The following is a 17,795-nucleotide window of genomic DNA, read 5'->3' on the forward strand; positions in this document are numbered from 1 at the left end:
CGGCCATTTTTATGCCCAACAGAAAGGTTGCATGCCCCATGGAAACCACTCCCGTCACCACTCCAATATCTAATGATCAGCTTGATGAGAGCTTCGACATTGTCGCCCGACAGGACAAGGCTGAAGCTGAAATCGTCGGTCTGCGCACCGATGTCGATGAGGTCAAAGCGCGTCTCGACAAGGTATCCCGTGCTGCCTCGCGTCCAGTAATGGGGGGCTCTGAGCCTTCAAGCGAGATGAAAGGCTTCGTCGATGGCTATTTGCGTCGCGGCAAAGAAAGTGAAATTAAATCGATCAGCGGCGCTGTCCCTTCGGATGGTGGCTACGCGGTTCCGCGACAGATTGATGCCCTAATCGCGTCGGAACTGGCCGAGATCAGCCCAATTCGCAGCATCGCACAAGTCGTGCAGACAGGCAGCGCAGGCTACCGAAAGCTCGTTTCAACAGGCGGCACGGCATCTGGCTGGGTTAGCGAGACCGCTGGTCGCCCTGAAACTGATGCACCGGAATTTGCTGAAATTGCGCCACCGACAGGCGATCTCTACGCCAACCCTGCGGCGAGCCAATCCATGCTTGATGATGCCGGTTTCGGCCTTGAAAGCTGGCTCGCGAGCGAAATTGCAAGCGAGTTTGCACGAGCTGAAGGCGCCGCTTTTGTGTCTGGAACAGGTACAGATCAGCCCGAAGGCTTCCTTACTGCGCCAAACGGAACCGGGGAAGACGGTGTGCGTGCGTTTGGCACCCTGCAATATGTCGGTTCAGGCGATGCCAACGGCTTTGACAGCGCACCTGACGCGAAGCTTATCGATCTCATCCACACGATGAAGTCTGGCCATCGTCAGGGCGCAAGTTTCGTTATGAATTCGGCGACCCTCGCCGAAGTGCGCAAATTGAAAACGGCAGATGGTGCCTTTCTTTGGCAGCCAGGCCTGATCGACGGCCAGCCCGACCGCTTGCTCGGTTATCCCGTAGTCGAAGCAGAAGACATGCCCGACATTACATCAGGCGCATTTCCGATCGCGTTCGGAAACTTCCGTCATGGCTATCTGATCGCAGAGCGTAGCGCGACCCAAGTTTTGCGCGATCCTTTCACCAACAAGCCGTTTGTGCACTTCTACGCCACCAAGCGCGTTGGCGGCAAAGTGCTCGATAGTAATGCGATCAAACTGCTGAAAATCGAAGCTTAGTCGCACTTTATCCCGATGGGGTTGAGTTCGCCCCTTCTCCTCCATCGGCTCACCGCGCCCGCGCCGCCGACAGCGACCCTCCACGCCGTTCGCGCTGCGCGGGTGCACCCTGATTGCCATATCATTTTTGGAGACCGCAATGCGGAGAACCAATGTAAATCCTGCAGACTTAGCCGGCCTCCCTCTTGACGAGCTTAAAGCCTGGCTGAGCATCTCTCGCGAAGCTGAAGATGACGCCCTCCTAGCATTGCTCCAGACAAGCCTCGAAATGTGCGAAGCTTACACCGGACTCGTACCGCTGTACGCGACGGTTCAAGAACGCTTGGCGGCAAAGGCTGGGATAAGTCGCTTGCTCTCGCGCCCCGTGCGCGCAGTCAACTCGGCATCGGCGGTCACAACCGATGGGACCAGGCAGATCATCGATCAAGCTCTTTATGAGGTCGATGTTGATTCAGATGGTCGAGCCTGCGTGGAGATAAGGTTCGTGGCTTCGGGATCTACTTCTGTGATTGTCGAAGTTCTCGCCGGACTTTCCAGTGATTGGAGCGGTCTCGCTGCCTCTCTTCGGCAGGGCATCATCCGGCTAGCAGCCTATCTCTATCGCGATCGGGACCAGACGGAAGCGATTGAAATCCCGGCAAGTGTTACCGCACTATGGCAGCCTTGGCGCCAAGTGAGCCTAGCATGATCACTTCATCCCCAAGCTCATTGAGCCACCTGATACAGAGACTTGAGGACCACGCGAAATCTCGCGCTGTCCAAGCCGCGCAAGCCGCAAAAAGCAGCTCATCGACCAACTCCCATTTCTGGCGATCAGCACAAGCTCTCTGGCCCAAGTTCACCGGGAGATAGGACCTATGGAAAACCTCTTGCGATCCGCACTGATCAATTGGTTGCGGGACGATCCAGCGCTGGCTTCGATCAACGCGATTGAGGAGGAAAGTCCGCTGCGTACTAGTCCACCCTGGCTTGGAATAGCGGCGAGCGCGTCTGCTGATTGGGGCACCAAGGATCGCAAAGGCAAAGAAATTCGCATTGCATTCGAGCTCGAGAGCCGAAGCGATGAACCTGGAGCAGACGCGGAGCTTGTCGAACTGATCGAGCAGCGGATTTCGGATTTGCCGAGAGACCTAGGCACGTTCGAACTTGCCGCCACTCGTTTCCTTCGCGCCCGTAGCGAGCGCCGGCCAAACAATCTTCGCGGAACTCTGATTGAATATCGCTTCCGCATTCTCGAAATTTAAACGGAGTAAGCATTATGCCAGCACAAACAGGCTCTGCCTTTTTGCTCAAGATCAGCGATGGAGGCTCTCCGATTGCGTACGAAACCGTTGCTGGTTTGCGCACCACGCAAATGAGCATCAACGGGGACACTGTTGTCGTGACCCACAAGGAATCGGATGGTTGGCGCGATCTTCTATCCGGAGCCGGAACGCGTTCCGTTTCAGTCAGCGCAGCTGGTATTTTTCTCGGCAGCACAGCTGAAAACGCTATCCGTGCTCATGCGCTCGCCGGAACCGTCGATGACTACGAATTGTCGTTTGAAGACGGGGAGAAACTGCGGGGCCGCTTCCTCGTTCAGCGGCTTGACTATTCGGGCGACTTTAACGGCGAGCGAAACTACACGCTGCAGCTTGAAAGCTCTGGTCCTGTGGTGCCGGCGTGACCGCTAACGCGATAAGAGGCGAAGCCGAGATCACGATCGAAGGTCAGCGATACGTCCTACGTCCTACTTTCGAAGCTTTGGTCGCCGCTGAAGAAGATCTGGGTTCGCTCTTTGGCCTGGTCGAACGGGCCTCTCAGGGCTCGCTGAGTGTTTCTGAGATCACCACATTGCTCTGGCATTGTCTTCCCAAACAAAATCGACCGCCGCGTGAAATGCTCGGTCAATGTGTAATTTCAATGGGTCTATTGGCGGCGACCACGCCAATACGAACCATTCTTGCGCAGGTTCTTAAGGGCCAGAAATGAAACGGAAATTCGCCGAGCGCACACCGTCGATATACGCAATCGCAGCACAATCGCTGCAATGGCGACCCGACGATTTCTGGGCCTCTACCCCGGAGGAGTTGGCAACTGCGCTGCTCAATCCCGCAGATCAATCAAAGCTGCCATGCAGCCGCGAGCAAATGGACTCGATGATGGAGGCCGAAGAAAATGGATGACACTCTTGAAGAACTGACAATCGAGGTGCGCGCAACAACAGAAGGCTTTGCGAGCGATTTAGATTCCATGCGCGCCGCTCTGGATACATCACTGCTCGATGGCTTTGAGAGGGCTGGGAGCGTGTTAGAACGCGGCCTGCTTTCAGCCCTGAAAAACGGCAGTCTCGGCTTCGATGATCTGAAACGAACGGCTTTTGCCGCGCTTGAAGAGATCGCCAGCTATGCCATCACGCAAGGTATCGGCTCTTTGTTTGGCGGCTCAAGCTCCTCCGGTCTGGGCGACCTACTTGGCAATTCACTTGGCGCACTTCTTGGCCTTCCAGGCCGTGCGACGGGCGGACCGGTGGCCCCTGGCAGTTCGTATCTGGTTGGCGAACGCGGTCCGGAGATCTTCGTACCTACAAGCTCTGGTCGGATTGAAGCAAACAGCAACCTTGTCGGACCCTCCCGCGACGTGAGGGTCGCAATACAACTTGCAACCCCGCGAGGGCAAACCGCACCAACCGCGATGCGCAGGTCTTCTCGGCAGATCGCCAGCGCGGTCAGACGTGCACTTCAAAACGCCTGAATAACAGGAAAAGCACTATGTCATTTTGGTTGGCCAGCGAACTTCGCGGTCAAGAAACAAGCTATATCCGGCGGTTTGATCCGCGGTTTTGGACAGTCGATTTTCCGAGACCGGCGATGGGCTCTATCATCACAACTGGGCCTGACAGCTTTCAGGTTGATGTTGAGCTTCACCATGAAGGCGAGCTGGTTGGCATAATCTGGGAAAGCAATGACACCCTAGATCACCCGTTGCTCGCCTATGAAACCAACCGAGACTACTCGCACACCATCTTGTCATTCCACTGGCAATCAAACGGGGTTGCGACGCTTGACCAGGTGAACGGTCCTACACTCGCAATCGAAGGGCGTGACGATACGGGTCAACAGCGAACTTGGTACGTGAGGCTGTGGAACTACGCATCTGGCTCTCCGACCAATGCGGCAATTACCATTCCATTTTCAGACCTCGGCGGTGGATGGGAGCTGCCCGGTGAACCAGTGCACCCAAATGAAATCGACCGAATGTTCATTTCGGTTGTGGCTCCCAATTTCGCCGCGAATAGTCAGGCGCCGCTTGCCAATCGCCTTAACGGCCAAGTGACCGTTTCGAACATTTCCTGCGACGGTAAGCATGCAATGCTCGAGACGGGTGATGTTTTGTTACCGCCACATGATGAGCGGATGGCGACCGCGTACGACGATGCGTATAGCCAGACACCTGCGCGATTGCTGCGAAACGCTGTTGGGCTCGGCTATAGGACAGAGCTGCTCCACTATGTCGGCATGAGCCATTTCATGCGGCTTGATCAAGATGGCAGCGGTGCGCTCAAAGTCGACGAAAGTGGAGAACTCTGCACCCCTGCGGTCGAGTGGCACAGAAGCTTTTTTCAGCATTGCGTTGCGAATGATTATGAAGCGATCACATCGATTTCATACGAGCTTTTTGATGCCTATTGCCACGATCCGTGGAAGCAGAGGACTGCGAACGGAGCTAAAGCGCTTACGGGTTGGGTTCCGCCGTCAACTTTGCTTTCTCCTGCCAATGCAGAGGCAATGACATGGCTGCAATCAAGCGCAGTCAAATTCATTGAGCTTGTCGAGTTTGAGGGGCTTCCAGCACGATTTCAAATTGGCGAACCGTGGTGGTGGGTCACGCCGGATGACAAAATCTGTTTGTACGATGATGCTGCAATTGTCGCCTTTGGAGGAGCGCCGCCCGCTATCTCCGACATTAAAGGGCCGAAGTCCGCAGCTGAAATCACACTGCTTGATCAAGCCGGTGCGCTTCTGGCTCAATCGACGCAGGCGTTGGCCGATGCTGTCCGCAGCAATGCAGCAGGAACGGCTGAAATACTGCTGCTAGCGTTCACACCGACAATCCTTAACCCTGAAACGCCGGAATTGTATCGCGCCAATCTGCCAATCGGATGGGCGAACCCGGCCTTCGATAGGCTTCAGCTAGAAGACTACGATTGGCTCACGGCCAACGCGCAAGGCGCGCGGCGCGACGCCTATCAGTTCGTCGATGCGCGATTGGGTTACCCGCTCACCCAGCAGGATTATCTCTCCGGTTTTGTCCTGAACGCTGCCGACGCCGAAGAGCTTTGGCCATTGATTGATGTGGGCCTTGATGAAGCCCGGAACCGCGGCGTTTCGCGCCGCTTCGTTTGGGCTTTGCCGCAAGTTTGCCGTGATGGTTACACCCGGCTTCGCCATTTTGAGGAAGACGATATGCAGTCTTTTGATGATGTTTTGTTTCCGCTCCCTCTGGGGCGTGACACGTCCGTCGCCCCAGAGTTTTCTACCTCCGTCCAAGTGACAGTGTCAGGCCATGAACGACGAAACTCGCTATGGAGCGATGCTCGGATCAATTTCGATATTGGGCCGGGCGTGAGATCGGACAACGATCTCGCAACTCTCATTGCCTTCTTTCGTGCACGGAGAGGCGCTGCGCGAGGTTTCCGGATCACAGACCCATATGACTTCAGCTCAAACGGTATGACTGGAACGCCGACAATGTCGGATCAGTTGCTGGGGATTGGTGACGGCTTGTCTTCGGAATTTCAGCTGGTCAAACGATACGGCACCGGCTCGGATCAGCAGGTGCGTGAAATTTCAAGGCCCCGGCAGGAAACCCTCATTATTAGCGTGGATGACATGGTAATCACCGAATGGACATTGGGCGAGAAAGGAAAAATAAATCTCAGCTCCGCTCCAGCGGCGGGCGCGGAAGTTCGTGCGGGCTTTCTATTCGATGTGCCGGTTCGCTTCGCCGAAGATCGAATTGACGTAGCCGGTGTGAATTTCGAATCTGGCGAAGCGCCCAGCGTTCCAGTCGTAGAAATTCGCGAAACGACCTGATGCGCGTTTTCTTTGACCGTGATCTCGACACTGTCGCGACATTTTGGCGCATATACCGCATTGATGGCGCAACACTTGGCTTCACCACTCACGACAAAGACCTGTATTTTTCTGGGATCAGGCATCGCGCTGCTCCAGGAATGATACCTGCCTCAATCAAAAGGACGATAGGTGTGGGCGGCGACAATGCGGAAGTCGAAGGCACGATAAGTCATGACAATATTCGTGAAGAAGACCTGACGGCTAGGACTGTTTGACCGCTCTACAATTGAAATCGGTGCGGTCGATTGGGGAACGCTAGAGCATTCGGTTCTATACTCAGGCCGATTGGGCGAGCTCGAAGACGGACAACAGGGTTTTACCGCAGAATTGAGCTCGGCCAAGTCCATACTTGAGAATGATTTCGTGCCCCGGACGAGCCCGACGTGCAGAGCGGAATTCTGCGGTCGTGGATGCAACCTATCAGCAGTGGCTTTTACCGAGATAGCTGAACTCAGCTCTCTCGATCTCGACAGAAACACTGTAGTCTTTGCGGGCTTGGTCGAGATGAAATATGTCGGAGGAACACTACGGTTTCTCGATGGGCCACAGACCGGCCTGAAATTTGGAATAGTTGCATCTGAAGCAGACGGGCTCTTGCTCGATCGACCCTTGATGGAAGAAGTGCAGTTGGGCTCGCGCGCGCAACTTCGTGAAGGTTGCGACCATACCATCGCGACATGCTCCACACGCTTTGACAACGCTGTCAATTTTCGTGGCGAGGCCCACCTGCCAGGTAATGATTTACTAGCGAGATATGGCAGCCCACAGCCGTGACTTGCGGTCAACTGCTGGCGAACGCGGCAGCAGAATTGCTCGGCACTCCGTTCAAATTGCATGGTCGCAACCACGAATACGGGCTTGATTGTATCGGTCTCGTGAGCGCCTGCTTGAAGTCGATTGGAGCGGAACCAGTGTTGCCTCGTGGCTATCGCCTTCGGAACACAAATATTTCGCATTGGTTGGCGTGCGCCCCAAAATCCGGTTTGCGGCCAGTAAGTGACCGAGAACGGTACGGGAGATATTGGACTGTTTGAGCCATCTCCAAATCAGCACCATCTGATGATCGTTGAAGCGCAGCAGGTTTATATCCACGCTCATGCCGGTCTCAAAATGGTCATTCGCGAGGCAACTCCAACGCCGTACCACTTCGCTCAGAGATGGCGAATTGCGACTGATTTTCAGGACTAACCATTATGGCTACGATTATACTTACCGCCGTCGGCTCTGCCGTAGGCGGACCAATTGGTAGTGCGATTGGCTCATTCATCGGTCAGCAAATAGACCAGGCCGTATTTGGCCCGGGCTCACGCGAAGGACCACGACTTCAAGAATTGGCAGTTACTACATCAAGCTATGGGAGACCAATGCCGCGCATTTTCGGGCAGATGCGTGTTCCGGGATCAATCATCTGGTCAACAGACCTGATCGAAACATCCGAAAAGACCGGTGGAGGCAAGGGCAAGCCGTCAACGACCACATACAACTATTCTGCCTCATTCGCCGTCGCTTTGAGCAGCACTCCAATTTCAGCGTTGGGCCGGATTTGGGCTGATGGTGAGCTTCTTCGCGGGGCGGCGGGCGATTTGAAGGTTGAGGGCAAATTGCGAACGTATCGAGGCCACGGCGATGATATCGTTGACCCGACATTAGCAGCCTCGATCGGCGGAGGCGCCACTGGATTTCGAGATTGCGCTTACGTGGTTTTCGAAGACCTGAGTTTAGGCGATTTTGGAAACCGCATTCCCGCCCTGACATTTGAAATCTTCGGCGAGAAGGGTTCATCCGTTTCTCTTCAAGATATTGTGCCAGATGTGAAAAATTCACCTGCCAAAGAGCCTCTCAGCTACTTGCTCGGCTTTGCAGATCAGGGAGGCTCGATCTCAGGGACTCTCTCAGCTCTTTCTGATGTTTTTCCGATATCTTGCGTTACAACCAAAGATGGTCTGCAAATTAGCGTCGTCGACGAGGCGCCCCCTTCACCAGCACGTCTGGTCGAGAGGCTTCAGGCCCCGCAAAATGCGACCGGCTTTCGTAGCCGCAGCGCGTCGAATGATGCAGAGCCGAACTCCTTGCGATATTACGACTTGTCGAGAGACTATCAGCCGAGTGTGCAGCGCGCGATCGGCGACCGGTCCCGCGGACAAGAGAAGATGGTCGATCTGCCAGCCACTCTCAATGCTGCTGGTGCACAAAAGCTCGCCAATCAAAATAGGATGCGCTCGCATTGGCAGACGCAAAGGATAAATTGGTCATCTCCGCAGATCGATCCCCAGATTGCCCCCGGTGCAATCGTCTTGGTGAACGGGTTCCCAGGCTACTGGCTCGTAGTTGCTTGGGAATGGCTCGACCAAGGCTTGCAGCTTTCATTGGAGCGGACTTCGCCTGCCTCAGTTAGTGAAAACGACAGCGATCCTGGTCAAAGCAGTTTGCCGCCAGATAAGATTGCTGGTCCGACTATATTGCGCGCTTTCGAACTGCCGCCGGAAAGCACAGTTTCCCCGACCGAGCCACTCCTCTTTGCGGCAGCCTCATCACCCACGGGCTCTTGGAGAGGGGCTGCTCTGTTCGTCGAACAAGCTAACGGTCTTGCCTCCATTGGCAATACAGGGAGAGCGCGAACGCCGATTGGACATCTGGCCGAAGAGCTAGCAAGTTCGTCCTGCACTCATTTTGAGCCCGCCGACACGCTCGTTGTCGATCTCGTTGGCGAAGATTTTTCTCTCAGCGAAACGACAATGAACGGATTGGCAATGGGGGCAAATCGCCTCTTAGTTGGTGGCGAGGCAATACAATATTTGGAAGCGGAGCAGATCTCTACTGCAAAGTGGAGGCTAACCGGCTTGTTGCGAGGACGCGGTGGAACAGAATGGCGTGCCGCAAACGCTCACCCGAGCGGCACAGACGTAATTTTCATAGGTGAGAGCCTAATTTCGCTCGATCCTGCCGCAGTCCCGTCTGATCCAGCAACAAAGATTGCAGCATTGGGGATGGGGGACACTCAAACCGTTATTGAGCCGCTTCAACATGCCGGGTTGTCTCGGCAACCTCTGGCACCAGTGCATCCTTTGGCGTCTACGCGTCCAGATGGGTCTCTTGAACTAAGCTGGGTCAGGCGCGGGCGAGGACAATGGCTCTGGAGAGACGTGGTGGACATCCCGCTGGTAGAAGAGAGCGAGGTCTATCAGGTCGGCTACGGAGAGGTAGGCGATCCGCTTGAAAAATGGAACGTCACGGAGCCAAAGCTAGTGCTATCTCAGTCTGAATTGACCGACCTGTACGCTCAGCACGGCTCGAGCGTTTTTTGGGTAGCTCAAGTCGGCACATTCAATACGTCCGCAGCCACCCGAATAATAATCTTCCAAGGATAAGGATTGGAACCTCACAATGACCGGCCCATTTTCATTCGACGACAGAACGGCAAATTTTTCACTTCCTCTTCTTTTCGCAGGGCAGTCGCAGAAAGAATTCTTCGTAAACAGCGCATTTTCAATAATGGACGCTGCCTTAGCAAAATCAGTCATTGCATCTCAGTCGTCCCCTCCGAACGACCCAAACGAGGGCGATAGCTACAGGGTGACGAGCGGCGTTGGTGATTGGACAGGGCGTAATGACTTTTTGGCATGCTATCTTGCCGGCGCATGGCATTTCTACCTGCCCGCGCAAGGTACGATGATCTTCGACCAATCGACCAGCACTTTCACGATCTTCGACACTAATTGGCTAGTCGCACAGACGCTCACAGAACCACAAGGAGGGCAGGTCATCGACACGGAGGCTCGGTTGGCGATTGGCGAGATTATTCAAAGCCTTCAAACCCTAGGATTAGCATCTCAGTGAGATTGAGATTCCCGATTGCCTGAGCAATAGGATCGCTGCCAGCGACCAACGGGACAGTTTTTACGGTGACCTCATGCAATAGCGACTTTATTGCAACAGTTTCGCGCTATTGATTGCTTGCCACGGGTGAGGGGAAAAGTTAGAGAACCAGCAGCTCCAAGAACGCTAAGTAAAGGGGATTATTGGAATGCGCAAACTCGTCATAGGAATGGCGATGGCTTCAACGGCGCTATCGGCGCCTGCACTTGCCCGAGATGGCCAGTGGTACATCCAAGGCGATGGTGGAGCCATGCTGGTTGAAGACATTGGCTTCGACATCAACGGAAACAACGACGCTGTTCAGGCGGACTACGATACTGGATACGATTTCGGTGCAGCTGTCGGCTACGACTTCGGCGCTTTTCGCCTCGAAGCTGAAGCAAGCTATCGTGAAGCTGATTTGAACGACTTGTCCGTCGTGGGCACGCCCGTTCAGGCGTTCACCGGTCCAGTAACGGAAGGCTTGTTCCCGGCAAGCGGTGAAGTAAATGCCCTCAGCTTTATGCTGAATGGCTTGCTGGACTTTGGCGACGATGATGGCATTCAAGGCTTTGTCGGAGCTGGCGTTGGCGTTGCTCGCGTTGATTTGGCAGGAACGATTTCGGCACGTGGCCCAGGTGCCTTCGACGATTCCGATACCGGTCTTGCTTGGCAAGCTCTTGCTGGTCTTCGCGCCCCACTGAACGACCGTTGGGACGTTGGTATCAAGTATCGTTACTTCAACGCTGTCAACGTCGATATTGTTGATACGCTCGGTAACGATTGGGAGACTGATGTCAGCACTCATTCGATCCTTGGCTCGGTGATCTACAATTTCGGCGGCGACGTGGCACCACCACCGCCACCACCGCCTCCACCGCCTCCACCGCCTCCACCGCCTCCACCGCCTCCACCGCCTCCACCGGTAGCGGCGCCATGTAACACCGGTCCCTACATCGTATTCTTCGATTGGGATGAGTCAGCGATTACGCCAGAGGCAGCTACCATTCTGGACAACGCGGTAACTGCGTATGCCGATTGCGGCATGGCTAGCGTTATGCTTGCCGGCCACGCTGACCGCTCGGGCAACGTGGTTTACAACCGTGGCCTTTCTGAGCGCCGCAACGCGTCGGTACGTTCGTACCTCGCAGGTCGTGGTATCCCAGAAGGCCGCATCACCGGTGAAGCGTTTGGCGAATCGCAACCACGTGTGCCGACAGCTGACGGCGTTCGTGAATTGCAGAACCGCCGCGTTGAAGTAACTTACGGTCCAGGTTCGGGCATGTAGGTCAACTTCGCCAATTACAAATTGAGAGGGGCCGGAATTTCCGGCCCCTTTTCTATTGTAGCGCAAGAGCTTTCTGCATTTCTGGTTGGAGTCCAGATTATCGTATCATGGGTCGGCGAGCTGAAATTGGGTCGCCTGGCCAAGCTATTGCCGACCGCTCAATAGCCAAGTGTCCTCCAAGTTTTAGCCCGAACTTAGCTGGCCATGTTTCGCATGCCTCTGACGACGTCGAGAGGCGGTCGGTAATTCAAAGCCAAGCGGCGATAGGGGTTGCCTCAAACATCGGCCCAATCTTGGACTTCTGCGGGACAGCGAGACTAATCGTGTCTTTCGAAGACGTTCCCCTACAAGCCAATCAAATACCTTCTCCCGCTGACTTAGCCCGTTCCAAGAGCGATTCTTCAGCGAGTGGCACTGAGCGATAAGCAAAGATCAAGAGAACTAGCCCGATCGGAACTGCGATCAACAAGCTCAATCCTCCGGTCGAGAGGCTATTGGTCATCGTCGACACTTGGCCAGCCATGTACGGACCAAGGGCGAGGCCGACGAGTGTTGTAGCCAAAAAGAATGTCGCAGTTGCAGTACCGCGCATGCGCGGGAGGACGAGGTCTTGTGTTGTTGCTGCCGCCCCGCCCAACGCAGAGCTTCCAAAGAGGGACTGCAAGAATGCACAAACGTAGAAGGTTGTTGGGTCTGTTGTAGTGAACATCACGAACAGGAAGGGTGCTGCACCCACAAGGCCAAAAGCGACGACGATTAGTCGACCTGCTGGATTGCGCTCTCTTAGCCAATCAGCTGCCCGCCCACCGAGGATCACCCCCAGAAAGCCACCTAAAGCTCCCGGGCCACCGATCCACCAACCAGCAATAGATGGCGCTTCGCCAAGAATTCGGATTGCGTAAGGTGCGGCCCAGAAAGACGCTGCGTAGGACATAAATGCGACCATCCCGTATCCCAGAATGGTCGTCAGAAAGGCCGGCGTTCCCCAAATAAGTGTAAAGGCAGGCGCATCGCGTCGCTTGAGTGTCGAGGCCCACGAGAAGATAGCATAATAGCCAATACCGACAGCGCCCCATTGCACGTAATTGTCTGTCAATCTGGCGAGCACATAAGCGACCCCGCCAATAAACAACGCTCCTGCAAGATTAATCGCAATCCCACGCCCGCCCGCTCGTGCTGCACCGATCAAAGTGAATGGAGGAATGACCGCAATCAGCTCTTGGAAAAATCCGCGAAAAGGATCCTTGGGTGGCGGTGTAAAAATTCCTTCGCTTTGGCCACGCAAGGGCTCACGCAATGTGAAGACAAGGCACGCGAGTAAAATTCCCGGCAAGCCAACTATGATGAATGCTGCTTGCCATCCTGCGAGACCAAGAGGCGCGTCGGTTGGATAAGCAGCGTTCCAACGCTCTACGATCGCGCCGCCGATCAGCAGTGACACCCCTCCGCCGATATACAAACCGGACGAGTAGATCGCGAGCGCAGTCGCCCGCATCTTTTTTGGAAACCAATCCGAAATAAGCGAGTATGCGCTTGGACTGGCAGTCGCTTCACCAACGCCAACACCGATTCTTGCAACGCTCAGCGCAGAGAAATTCTTGGCGAAACCCGAAAGCGCTGTGAACGCCGACCAAATTGCGAGACCAGCCGACATAAGTCGAACACGATGCCAACTGTCGGCTAGCTTGCCGAGAGGAATCCCAAAGAGCGCATAGAACACGCCGAACGCTGTTCCATACAAAAATCCAATTTGGTCATCACGGAGCCCGAGATCAGCTTTAATATCTTCTGCAAGAATCGAAATAATGTTTCGATCGACAAAGTTCAGAACATAAACAACGACTAAGACGCCCAGCGCGTACCAGCTGTAAGCCGGTACGCTCTCGCGCGCATCGCTTTGAACGCTATTTTCGACCGCGCTGGTTTCGTTGTTCAAAATTTGTTCCTCTCCGAAGCCGCCATTCAAGCAGCGTATCTTGTTTTGTCGACCAAATCCGCTTCAGCGAAACCTTTGCGTCGCAATCGGCATGAATCGCATCTGCCGCAGGCCTCCCCGTGATCAGCGGGATCGTAGCACGACCAACTCCACGCAGGGTCCAGATTTAGACGCCCGCATTCCGCCGCAATGTCGGCTTTTGTCATGTGCTGAAGCGGGGCATGAATCTGAAAAGGCTCGCCTTCAACTCCCGCCTTTGTCCCAAGCCTCGCCGTTTCGGCGAAGCTCGTGATGAATTCTGGACGGCAGTCTGGATAGCCGGAGTAATCGAGCGCATTCACCCCAATAAACACATCACTAGATCCGGTCGATTCCGCGAATGCAACTGTCAGCGCGAGGAAGACCAGATTACGTGCTGGCACATACGTTACCGGAATGTCGTTCCCCACACCCGACTTGGGCACTTCGATGTCATCAGTGAGTGCCGATCCGCCAAAGGCTCGCAAATCCAGCGAGAGTTCGACTTGTCTCTCAAGACCAAGTTTCTCAGCAATAAGCTGTGCGGATCGCAACTCGCGAACGTGGCGCTGGCCGTAATTGATTGTCAGAGCATGGACAGAGAAGCCGCGCTCTCGAGCAATTGCCGCCGTAACCATCGAGTCCAACCCACCGGACAATAGCACCACTGCCGTGGGTCGACCTTGCAAAGCGTCAGCATTCATCTCTGCAGACTTAACGCGCTTCCAGCATTAAGCAATGGGATCTGAGCGTCTAGATTTCAGCAAGTACCGGTCCGCCGTGCCTCGGCTGTAACCTCAAATGGAAGCCCGTCTGCAATCCCTCGGCTTTCAATCTGGACCAACGAACTAGTCTCACGGCGAATACTGGTCCGCCCGTATCCGTTGCCAGGACAGGTGTATTGAACGCTGACTTCGGCCGACCCATCCTCGACGACAAAGCGGCTGCAATTCGGCTGGCTATGCCGCACCTGGATAAGCTCAGGGCCAGATCTTACGCAGATTTTGCGGATCTGCCGCCCATCTCGGGACGTGACTGTCCACTCCCCTTTGGTCAATCCGGTTAGCATCGATAGTGCGTCAGATTGCGCGGCAAGCGGCAAACCAAGCACGCCAATAGCAGCAACCGCCGTCGTAGCGAGCACAGCGCGCATTCTCTTTCTCCGCTTTTCCATTCGGGCACCTCGCCACATAATTGCTACAACGCATTGTATGTTATGGCCACAGGGCGATGAGCCGTTCATTAACAGCGGCGAACTGTTAAAGAGCCAAGGCAAATTTCTTCGAGCAAAACTGGCAATCAACCACGATCTGCCCATCGTCATTGCGCATTTCTGCGCGTTCGACCTCGGGGAAACGAGCCAAAACTTCACCATAATGCTCTGCGCTGCAACGACAGCCTCGACTGATCGAAGACCCCGGCTGGATACGGATTTGTTCCTCCTCGTGGAATAGGCGCCAAATTATCCCTTCCATTGAGAGAGATTCATCCAGCAATTCCTCGTGACTGATCGTGGCTCCAAGTGCGACGATATGTTCCCAGTCCGGATGGTCGAGCCTGACATGAAGGCGCTCGCGCCCTTCCTCACCGTCAGCCAAATGCTGGATCAAAATACCTGCGGCTTCATGCCCCGCCGGGCCGGACCTACTCGCAATGCGAATGAGCGTCGGCACCTGTTCTGACTGAACGAAATAGCTCTCGCAGGCTTCCGCCAAAGTGTCGCCCTCTAGCGGAACGATACCCTGGTACCGTTGCCCGCCATCAGTTTCAAAGGTGATGGCGAGGTACCCCTCCCCGAACAGAGCAGATAGCGCGGGATTCGCCCCCAAATTGTCGAGCTGATCCGCGTCGAATTCCGCATAGCCGCGCATTTCGCCGGCACGATAGTCACAGACTAGCAATTGCACCGACCCTGACTTGGTCTGCGCCTGCATGGTCAACTGACCTTGCTCGCCTTTCAGCAACCCTCCCATCAAAGCGCCCAAAACCAGGGCTTCGCCCAAAAGGTGCTTGATCGGCGCAGGATAATCATGCGCCGACAGGACTTCATTCAACGTCAGATCGAGCCGCACGACGCGGCCACGAGCGTTTTTGCCTGGCAATGTAAAGCCGAGCAGTTTATCCGCGAATGTTTCGGGGGCGCCCTCGGTGTTCTCAAGTTGGATCATAGCGGGCTATATGGTGCGCGGAGATTCAATGAGAAGCCCTGAGCGAACTGGCGCTCTTAGCCAAGCAGACCAAAGCTCCACATCAAGACAGATTTCTGTGCGTGAATGCGGTTCTCAGCTTCGTCAAAAACCACCGACTGCGACCCTTCGAATACGTCTTCGCTGACCTCTTCACCGACATGTGCAGGGAGGCAGTGCAGAAAGATCGCATCCGGCTTCGCTTGTCGCATGAGGTCCGAATTGACTTGGTAAGGCTCCATTGCCATGCGTTTTTCATCAGCGTCGGGTTGACCCATCGATATCCAAGTGTCTGTGATGAAAACGTCAGCTCCACGAGCCGCTGCTTGTGCATCTTGAGTCAGCGTCACTGTCGCGCCGCCCGCACGCGCCATTTCGACGAATTCGGCTTCGGGTTCATACCCGGCTGGTGTCGCCACGCGCACATTAAACTTCATCAGACCCGCTGCTTCCAGAATCGAATGCAGCACGTTGTTGCCGTCACCAAACCAGGCAACCTCAAGCCCCGGCAATGACTTTCCATGCTCGATCACGGTCAGCAGGTCCGCTGCGATCTGGCAGGGGTGCGAGCGATCGGTGAGGCCGTTGATGACAGGCACGCTGGCATGGCGAGCCATCTCTTCGATCTTCGCATGATCGTCCGTCCGCAGCATGATGGCATCGACCATCCGGCTGAGCACTCGCGCAGTGTCAGCAATAGTTTCGCCGCGCCCCAATTGGCTCGATGCGCTGTCGAGGATCAGCACACTCCCGCCCAGCTGCCGCATCGCGATATCGAAGCTGACGCGCGTGCGGGTCGAGTTTTTCTCAAACACCAGCGCAAGCACTTTGCCTGCAAGCGGAGCATCTGCGTCTGGCGCTCCCTTCCCCAAGCCTTTTCGCGCCGCCTTACGGTCGATCGCGTCCGCGATCATCGCCGCAATTGCATCTGCCCCGGCATCGCTCAGGTCGAGAAAGTGCTGGTGCGACATCAGGCAGGCTCGGGTATTTTATAGCTGGCCGCACCGGCAGACAGCTTTTCAAAGAATTCTTCGATCTCTGCATCGCCAATCACCAAGGGCGGCAGCACGCGCAAGGTGTTGTCACCCGCCGCGACCGTCAGCAATTGATGATGGTCGCGCAGGTGCACAAAGAACGGGCGGCTTTCGACCTTCATCTTGATGCCGAGCATCAGGCCCTTGCCGCGAACCAGCTCAAACAAATCGGGATAGTTGCCGATGAACTGTTCGAGCCGCGCGCGAATACGCTCGCCCTTCTCGCGGACTGACGCGAGGAAATCTTCATTCGCCACCGCGTCCATCACTGCGCAACCAGCCGCCATCGCGAGTGGGTTGCCGCCATAGGTCGATCCATGCGTACCGAACGTCATGCCGCGCGCGGCTTTCTCAGTGGCGAGACATGCACCGAATGGGAAGCCCCCGCCAATACCCTTGGCCGTTGCAACGATATCAGGCGTGATGCCATATTGTTCATAAGCGTAGAGCGTGCCGGTGCGCGCCACGCCGCATTGCACTTCGTCAAGAACAAGCATCAGGTCGTGTTCGTCAGCAAGTGCGCGAAGCCCTTGCATGAATTCTTGCGACGCAGGGCGAATGCCGCCCTCGCCTTGGATCGGCTCAACCAGAAAGCCAGCAGTATTTGGCCCCATCAGAGCCTTGGCGGATTCCAGATCATCGAATTCAGCGTATTTGAAACCTTCGAGCATCGGCGCGAAGCCGTGGTGCATCTTGGTCTGGTTCGATGCACTGATCGTCGCCATCGTCCGTCCGTGGAACGCGTTTGAAAACGTGATCAATTCAAACTTGTCCTTATCGCCCTCATCACCGGCGTTCTGGTGATAGGCACGCGCAGTCTTGATTGCAGTTTCCACCGCTTCAGCACCCGAATTGGTAAAGAAGACTGTGTCGGCAAAGGTGTTGTCGACCAGCTTCTGCGCCAGCTTCTCACCTTGCGGACTGCCGTAAAGGTTCGACACATGCATCAAGGTCGCAGCCTGCTCCTGGATCGCGCCGATCAAGCCTTCGTGCGAATGACCCAGCAAGTTGACGGCAATCCCGCTGGCAAAATCGAGATAACGCGTGCCGTCTTCGTCGATCAGGTGGCAGTGCTCTCCGCGAACAGGCCGCACGCCGCAGCGGGGATAGACAGGCATCAAAGGTGTGATCGACATCGGCAGATCCTCGGAAAATTCAAACTCGGGAAAGGAAA

19 protein-coding genes are annotated in these 17,795 nt (G+C 55.4%); 13 read left to right on the top strand and 6 right to left on the bottom strand.

Annotated features, from left to right (window positions below):
- Positions 1 to 38: 38 nt before the first annotated feature.
- From ACZ1GU_RS14130 to ACZ1GU_RS14190, 13 genes are all read left to right on the top strand, one after another.
- Positions 39 to 1,187 (top strand): phage major capsid protein, encoded by a 1,149-nt coding sequence (locus tag ACZ1GU_RS14130; RefSeq protein WP_472648586.1) that lies wholly within the window; start codon positions 39 to 41, stop codon positions 1,185 to 1,187.
- Between the two features lie 139 nt (positions 1,188 to 1,326).
- Positions 1,327 to 1,875 (top strand): head-tail connector protein, encoded by a 549-nt coding sequence (locus tag ACZ1GU_RS14135; protein WP_472648587.1) that lies wholly within the window; start codon positions 1,327 to 1,329, stop codon positions 1,873 to 1,875.
- A gap of 169 nt (positions 1,876 to 2,044) precedes the next feature.
- Positions 2,045 to 2,431, top strand: coding sequence for a DUF3168 domain-containing protein (locus ACZ1GU_RS14140; protein ID WP_472648588.1), 387 nt, complete (start codon positions 2,045 to 2,047; stop codon positions 2,429 to 2,431).
- A gap of 14 nt (positions 2,432 to 2,445) precedes the next feature.
- Complete coding sequence (locus ACZ1GU_RS14145; protein WP_472648589.1) at positions 2,446 to 2,853, top strand: phage tail tube protein; 408 nt, start codon at positions 2,446 to 2,448, stop codon at positions 2,851 to 2,853.
- A complete protein-coding gene (locus tag ACZ1GU_RS14150) occupies positions 2,850 to 3,158 on the top strand; it encodes a gene transfer agent family protein (RefSeq protein WP_472648590.1) in 309 nt (102 codons plus the stop codon). The genes ACZ1GU_RS14145 and ACZ1GU_RS14150 overlap by 4 nt, the downstream gene beginning before the upstream one ends.
- Positions 3,155 to 3,352 carry a phage tail assembly chaperone gene (locus tag ACZ1GU_RS14155; protein ID WP_472648591.1) on the top strand — a complete coding sequence of 66 codons (198 nt, stop codon included), beginning with the start codon at positions 3,155 to 3,157 and terminating at the stop codon, positions 3,350 to 3,352. Before ACZ1GU_RS14150 ends, ACZ1GU_RS14155 begins: the two co-directional genes overlap by 4 nt.
- On the top strand, positions 3,345 to 3,920 hold the full coding sequence (locus ACZ1GU_RS14160) for a tail tape measure protein (RefSeq protein ID WP_472648592.1): 576 nt from the start codon (positions 3,345 to 3,347) through the stop codon (positions 3,918 to 3,920). Before ACZ1GU_RS14155 ends, ACZ1GU_RS14160 begins: the two co-directional genes overlap by 8 nt.
- A gap of 17 nt (positions 3,921 to 3,937) precedes the next feature.
- Positions 3,938 to 6,262 carry a DUF2460 domain-containing protein gene (locus ACZ1GU_RS14165; RefSeq protein ID WP_472648593.1) on the top strand — a complete coding sequence of 775 codons (2,325 nt, stop codon included), beginning with the start codon at positions 3,938 to 3,940 and terminating at the stop codon, positions 6,260 to 6,262.
- On the top strand, positions 6,262 to 6,519 hold the full coding sequence (locus ACZ1GU_RS14170) for a baseplate hub domain-containing protein (protein ID WP_472648594.1): 258 nt from the start codon (positions 6,262 to 6,264) through the stop codon (positions 6,517 to 6,519). Before ACZ1GU_RS14165 ends, ACZ1GU_RS14170 begins: the two co-directional genes overlap by 1 nt.
- A 16-nt stretch (positions 6,520 to 6,535) precedes the next feature.
- Positions 6,536 to 7,078, top strand: coding sequence for a DUF2163 domain-containing protein (locus ACZ1GU_RS14175; protein ID WP_472648791.1), 543 nt, complete (start codon positions 6,536 to 6,538; stop codon positions 7,076 to 7,078).
- 590 nt (positions 7,079 to 7,668) lie between these two features.
- Positions 7,669 to 9,672 (top strand): GTA baseplate fiber-binding domain-containing protein, encoded by a 2,004-nt coding sequence (locus tag ACZ1GU_RS14180; protein ID WP_472648595.1) that lies wholly within the window; start codon positions 7,669 to 7,671, stop codon positions 9,670 to 9,672.
- Positions 9,673 to 9,688: 16 nt separating this feature from the next.
- A complete protein-coding gene (locus tag ACZ1GU_RS14185) occupies positions 9,689 to 10,141 on the top strand; it encodes a DUF2793 domain-containing protein (RefSeq protein WP_472648596.1) in 453 nt (150 codons plus the stop codon).
- 187 nt (positions 10,142 to 10,328) lie between these two features.
- A complete protein-coding gene (locus ACZ1GU_RS14190) occupies positions 10,329 to 11,447 on the top strand; it encodes an OmpA family protein (RefSeq protein WP_472648597.1) in 1,119 nt (372 codons plus the stop codon).
- Positions 11,448 to 11,802: 355 nt separating this feature from the next.
- On the opposite strand, the gene ACZ1GU_RS14195 is transcribed toward ACZ1GU_RS14190, so the two are convergent.
- The 6 genes from ACZ1GU_RS14195 to ACZ1GU_RS14220 form a co-directional block, all read right to left on the bottom strand.
- Positions 11,803 to 13,383, bottom strand: a complete 1,581-nt coding sequence (locus ACZ1GU_RS14195; protein ID WP_472648792.1) for a spinster family MFS transporter — start codon at positions 13,381 to 13,383, stop codon at positions 11,803 to 11,805.
- A gap of 26 nt (positions 13,384 to 13,409) precedes the next feature.
- Positions 13,410 to 14,105, bottom strand: a complete 696-nt coding sequence (gene queC / locus ACZ1GU_RS14200) for a 7-cyano-7-deazaguanine synthase QueC (RefSeq protein WP_472648598.1) — start codon at positions 14,103 to 14,105, stop codon at positions 13,410 to 13,412.
- Positions 14,106 to 14,161: 56 nt separating this feature from the next.
- On the bottom strand, positions 14,162 to 14,554 hold the full coding sequence (locus tag ACZ1GU_RS14205) for a DUF3617 domain-containing protein (RefSeq protein WP_472648599.1): 393 nt from the start codon (positions 14,552 to 14,554) through the stop codon (positions 14,162 to 14,164).
- 106 nt (positions 14,555 to 14,660) lie between these two features.
- Entirely contained in the window at positions 14,661 to 15,569 is a 909-nt protein-coding gene (gene hslO, locus ACZ1GU_RS14210; protein ID WP_472648600.1) for an Hsp33 family molecular chaperone HslO, read from the bottom strand.
- A 56-nt stretch (positions 15,570 to 15,625) separates the two neighbouring features.
- Entirely contained in the window at positions 15,626 to 16,558 is a 933-nt protein-coding gene (gene argF / locus ACZ1GU_RS14215; RefSeq protein WP_472648601.1) for an ornithine carbamoyltransferase, read from the bottom strand.
- Positions 16,558 to 17,757, bottom strand: coding sequence for an acetylornithine transaminase (locus tag ACZ1GU_RS14220; protein ID WP_472648602.1), 1,200 nt, complete (start codon positions 17,755 to 17,757; stop codon positions 16,558 to 16,560). The genes argF and ACZ1GU_RS14220 overlap by 1 nt, the downstream gene beginning before the upstream one ends.
- Positions 17,758 to 17,795: the final 38 nt, after the last annotated feature.

Source organism: Erythrobacter sp. HA7-11, from assembly GCF_055693605.1.